Source organism: Rhizobacter sp. (assembly GCF_031412075.1).
GTDB lineage: Bacteria > Pseudomonadota > Gammaproteobacteria > Burkholderiales > Burkholderiaceae_C > Rhizobacter.
Map to the genome: position 1 here is coordinate 1 of NZ_JANOCG010000302.1, position 4,619 is coordinate 4,619.

At 66.6% G+C, this 4,619-nt stretch carries 3 protein-coding genes and 1 pseudogene; 2 read left to right on the plus strand and 2 right to left on the minus strand.

Annotation, left to right across the window (positions count from 1 at the left end; all coding sequences use genetic code 11):
- Window positions 1-265: 265 nt before the first annotated feature.
- The gene (locus tag RMO40_RS11020; RefSeq protein WP_309720586.1) at window positions 266-1,435 is read left to right on the plus strand and encodes a diguanylate cyclase; all 1,170 of its coding nucleotides are present in this window, start codon (window positions 266-268) and stop codon (window positions 1,433-1,435) included.
- 167 nt (window positions 1,436-1,602) lie between these two features.
- On the plus strand, window positions 1,603-2,202 hold the full coding sequence (locus RMO40_RS11025) for a hypothetical protein (protein ID WP_309720588.1): 600 nt from the start codon (window positions 1,603-1,605) through the stop codon (window positions 2,200-2,202).
- 110 nt (window positions 2,203-2,312) lie between these two features.
- On the opposite strand, the gene RMO40_RS11030 is transcribed toward RMO40_RS11025, so the two are convergent.
- Together RMO40_RS11030 and RMO40_RS11035 are read right to left on the minus strand one after the other, a co-directional pair.
- Entirely contained in the window at window positions 2,313-4,328 is a 2,016-nt protein-coding gene (locus RMO40_RS11030; RefSeq protein WP_309720592.1) for a S9 family peptidase, read from the minus strand.
- 26 nt (window positions 4,329-4,354) lie between these two features.
- A pseudogene (locus tag RMO40_RS11035) lies at window positions 4,355-4,619 on the minus strand (GNAT family protein); the annotation flags it as partial.

Below are 4,619 nucleotides of genomic sequence, written 5' to 3' on the forward strand. Positions count from 1 at the left end.
CTTGTCGACCGTGGGGCCCGACTCGTCGTCGATCACGCCCTCTTTCAAGGCTTCGAGCAGGGTCAGGTACTCCTTGACCGAGACTTTGAGCTTGGCGGCGCGCAGGGTGTAGAAGAAGTCGATCAGCATGGCCGGATTTTGAGGCATGGCGTGCGGATGTGCGCAAACCCATGCGACAGGTTTGAAAGCCCCGATGCTATAAGGATCGGCGCCGTCTGGCTGTCTCCGGCCGGTCTTCTTTACCTCTGCAACCCCCTTCGTCTTCATGCCCACCCTGTCAGCGACCGAAACCGCCTTTTTGATGGTGGCTTGCCAGCAGGCGGTGCTCGCACTGGGCTGGGGGGTGAGCGCCGTGGCGCTCAGGCTGGATCGGCGCTCGGTGATCCAGTGGGCAGGTTACGCCGTGCTGACCGGCGCTTCGCTGGTGCTCTTTGTCTCGGCCTCCCAGACGCTCAGTGAAGAAGCACGCGCGCTGGGCAACGTCTGCGTGGTGGCCGGCATGATGCTCATGCAGCGCGGTGTGCGCCTGTTCGTGGGCCAGCCGGCTCCGCTCTGGTGGTATGCCTCGATGCTCGCCGTTGTGATGGTCGTGGCCTGGTTTGGCATGGCGGCGGAGCACGGCGCCATGCGGATCGCGGTGATTTCGGGCCTGCTGGGACTGCTGTGCCTGGCCACCGCCTGGGACGTGTACACCTACGCCCACCGCAAGCTGGAGCTGCGATGGGGCTACGTGCTCGCGGTGCCGCTGGTGCTGGGGGCGGCGGTGTTCCTGGTGCGCAGCGGCCGGGCGATCGCCGCACCGAGCACGGTGGTGGCCGAGATCACGGCCAACAGCGCGCTGAACAAGGGGTCGGCGGTGGTGTTCCTGGTCACCGCGCTGGTGTTTCACCTGACGCTGGTGGCCCTGGTGGGCGCGCGCCTGATGACCGAGCTGAGCCGCTTGTCGCGCCACGACAGCCTGACCGAGCTGCTCAACCGCCGTGCGCTCGACGACCTGCTGCGCGACGAAGCACGCCGCGCCACCCGCGCCAACCGGCCGTTTGCGGTGCTCATGATCGATGCCGACTACTTCAAGGGCATCAACGATCGTTTCGGCCACGCGGCGGGTGACGAAGCGCTGCGCCATCTCGCACAGATCCTGCGCACGGTGATGCGTGACATCGACCGGGTGGGCCGCTTCGGCGGTGAGGAGTTCATCGTCATGTTGCCGGGCACCTCGGCCTCCGAGGCCGTGAGCGCTGCCGAGCGGCTGCGTGATGCCTTGTTGCGCCGCCCCTGGGCCTGGCAGGGCGAGGTGTTGCGCCTGACGGTGAGCACCGGCGTGGCCGCCTGGCGAGGCCCGCACGACGAAGTGGACCTGCTGCTCAAGCGCGCCGACGCGGCGATGTACCGCGCCAAGTCGCTCGGGCGCGACCGCTTCGAACTCGGCCAGTAGCGTTCGATTCGCAGGCTTGGCGCACGGCCAGTGCCGAACAGCCAAATAGGTCACCAAATTACCGCCTCATTGTCATGACACCGTGTGCGTGCGCTCGCACCATCACGCTCAGCATGGCAACACGAATCAAACGCGGGTGGCACGGGGCGGGAGCTGCGCTTCTGCTCTTGGGTGCGCCTGCCTGGGCCGGCGGTTTGCCTGATTGCCCGGTGGCCGCGTTTGGCGATGTGTCGGCCACGCAGCATGTGGCGATGCAATCGGGTGCCTGCCGTCTGGAGAGCGCCCGCTGGAAGCTCGAAACCCCGCGCGCCCAGCCCGCCGATGCCGGCCCCAGCCTGCTGCGGGCCGAGTTCAGCTCCTTGATGGCGGTGCGTGCCGACTCGCTGATGGGCGCGCTCAAGTTCGACTGGGCGGGCCTGCGCCGTGGCATGGGCGACAGCAGCCTGCGCTCCGAGCGCACGGCGGTGTCGGTCGGCGGTCTGGTGCGTGTGGTCGACAACCTTTCGGTGCACACCAACCTCGGCCTGGAACATGCCGGCGCCGCGCGCACCCGCGCCACCGTCAGCAGTGTGTGGCGGCCCAGCAAGATGGGTGTCTTGTTTGCCGAATGGGCCGGCTCCGAAGCCGGCACCGAGGCGCACCGTGTGGGCGCCCGCTGGTGGCTGGTACCGCGTCGGTTGGCTGTCGACATGGGGGCCCGCCACTTGCCCGATGGAGCCGGCTGGGTCGACCGCCGCGTCGGCCTGGCCTTCAGCCTTTCGATGTAGCGAGAGCCCCCCAGTCGCTTCGCTCCTGCCCCCATGGGGCACCGCCTGGCGGCCCGGCAAAGCCGGTTCCGCGGGCGTTGCTTGATGGGCACAGCGCTTCGCGTGTGCGATCAGGCCTTGTTCTTCTTCGCCTTACCTGAGCCCGGGTCGTGCTTCTTCAGCCAGCTGAAAAACTCGCCGTACCAAAGCTGCGAGTTGCGCGGCTTCAGGATCCAGTGGTTTTCGTCCGGGAACCACACCAGCCGTGCATCGACGCCTCGTGCCTTGAGGGTGTTGTAGTAGGCGAGGCCTTGCTGGTCGGGCACGCGGTAGTCGAGCGCGCCGTGCACCACCAGGGTGGGCGTTTTCATGTGTTTGGCAAACGCGTGCGGGCTTTGCGAGAGGATCTTGGGCAGGTCGTCCCAGTACCAGGCGCCCAGGTCCTTGGCGTGCCAGGTGAAGGCGTCGTCGCTGAACATGGCCATCCAGTCGAAACAACCGGCATGGCACACATAAGCCTGGTAACGCCCGGGCTTCACGTGGCCGTTCATCCACGCGACCATGTAGCCGCCATAGCTGCCGCCGGTGGCAAACACGCGGGCCTTGTCGGCCCAGGGCTTCTTGAGCAGCCAGTCGGTAGCGGCCTCCACGTCTTGCAACTCAAGCTCGCCCCAGCGGTGGGTGATGCTGTCGAGAAAGGGGTAGCCGAAGCCGCTGGAGCCGTGGTAGTTCACGCAGGCCACCACGTATCCCTGCGCCGCGAACACATGGTTGTTCCAGCGGTAGTGGAAGGTGTCACCCGCCGCAGCGTGCGGGCCGCCGTGGATGCTGTGCATCACCGGGTACTTTTTCTTCGGGTCGAAGTCGGGCGGGTAGACGAGCCACATCTGCACCGGCTCGCCCAGCGCGCCGTTCACCTGCACCGACTCATGGTGGCCGAGGCGAAAGGCCTTCAGCTTGTCGTCGTTGAACGACTCGAGCCGAAGCGCGGGGTCACTGCCGTGGTGGGCGTGCACACGCACCGGGTGGTCCATCGCGTCGGCAGCGGTGACGAGGGTCTCGCCCGCCACGTCGAACTGCTGCACCCAGCCGCCCATCACCGCCTCGCGGGGCGTGCCGTCTTTCAGCTCGAAGCGGTAAAGGTGGCGCTGGCCCTGGTCTTCGGCGGTGAAGTACACGGCCTCGCCCTCGGGGGCCCAGCGCAGCGGCGTGTTGACCTCGTGATCCCACTGCGCGCTCAACACGCGGTGTTTGCCGCCGCGCTCCATCACGGCCAGCTGGTGGTGCTGGGTATGGCGCTTGCCTTGGTGGGCAGTGACGAAAGCGATGTGCTGGCCATCAGGGCTGTAACGCGGGGCCTCGCAATTCCAGGCCTTGTCTTGCACCAGGGCCTCGACCTTGCCGGTGCGCACGTTGATCTCGGCGATGGCGCTGCAGTTGTCGATCTTCTTGGGCTCGCTGGGGTCGTGCGCAAAGGCGATGTGTTTGCCGTCGGGCGAGATGTCGAAGGCGTCGGCGCTGTGCTCGTAACGCGACAGCTCGTAGGCGGTTCCTTCGAACAGGTCGCGGATGCGGCCGGTGGCCACGTCCAGCACATGCAGGTGAGGCACACGGCCCATCGGCAGGTTGTGGTCCCAGTAGCGGTACTGCGTTTCGCTGGTGACGTAGGCGCTTTCCTTGCGGTCCTTGAACTCCTTGTGGCGCTTGGTCTGCGCCGTCGTGCCCTTCAGCTCGGGCCAGACCCAGGCGATGAAGGCGATGCGCTTGCCGTCGGGGAACCACTTGAAGGCCTCGATGCCGGGCGCGAAGCGGCTGATGCGCTGCGCCTCGCCACCGTCGGGCGCAATCACGTAGAGCTGGGGGCTGTCGTCTTTCTTGCCTTCTTGTTCGCGCTTGGCAACGAAGGCAATGCGCTCACCGGTGGGTGACCAGGCGGCCTGGCCGTCCTTTTCACCGCAGTGCGTGAGCTGGCGCGGTGTGCCGCCAAAGGTGGAGAGCAGCCACAGGCTGGTGAAGCCCTTGTTCTCGTCCATCGCGTAGCGGGCGACCGAGCACACGGCTTGCGAGCCGTCGGGTGAAAGCGCCAGGCCGCCGATGCGGTCTAGCGCCCAGATGTCGTCAACGGTGAGTATTTTGCGTTGTGCCATGGTGGTTCAGGGTTAAAAAAAGCCGCTCAGCGCGGCTTGTGGAGTTGGTACAGCAGCTGGGCTTTCACCTCGGGCCATTCACCCACGGTGAGGCTGTACATCACGGTGTCGCGCACGGTTCCGTCGCGGCGCAGGGCATGGTGGCGCAACACGCCATCGCGCCTGGCGCCGAGGCGCTCGATGGCACGCTGGCTGGCGAAGGTGAAGTTGGCGGTGCGCCAGCCCACGAGCTTTGCGCGCAGCGTCTCGAACGCAGGCGACATCAGCATCAGCTTGGTGGTGGTGTTGACG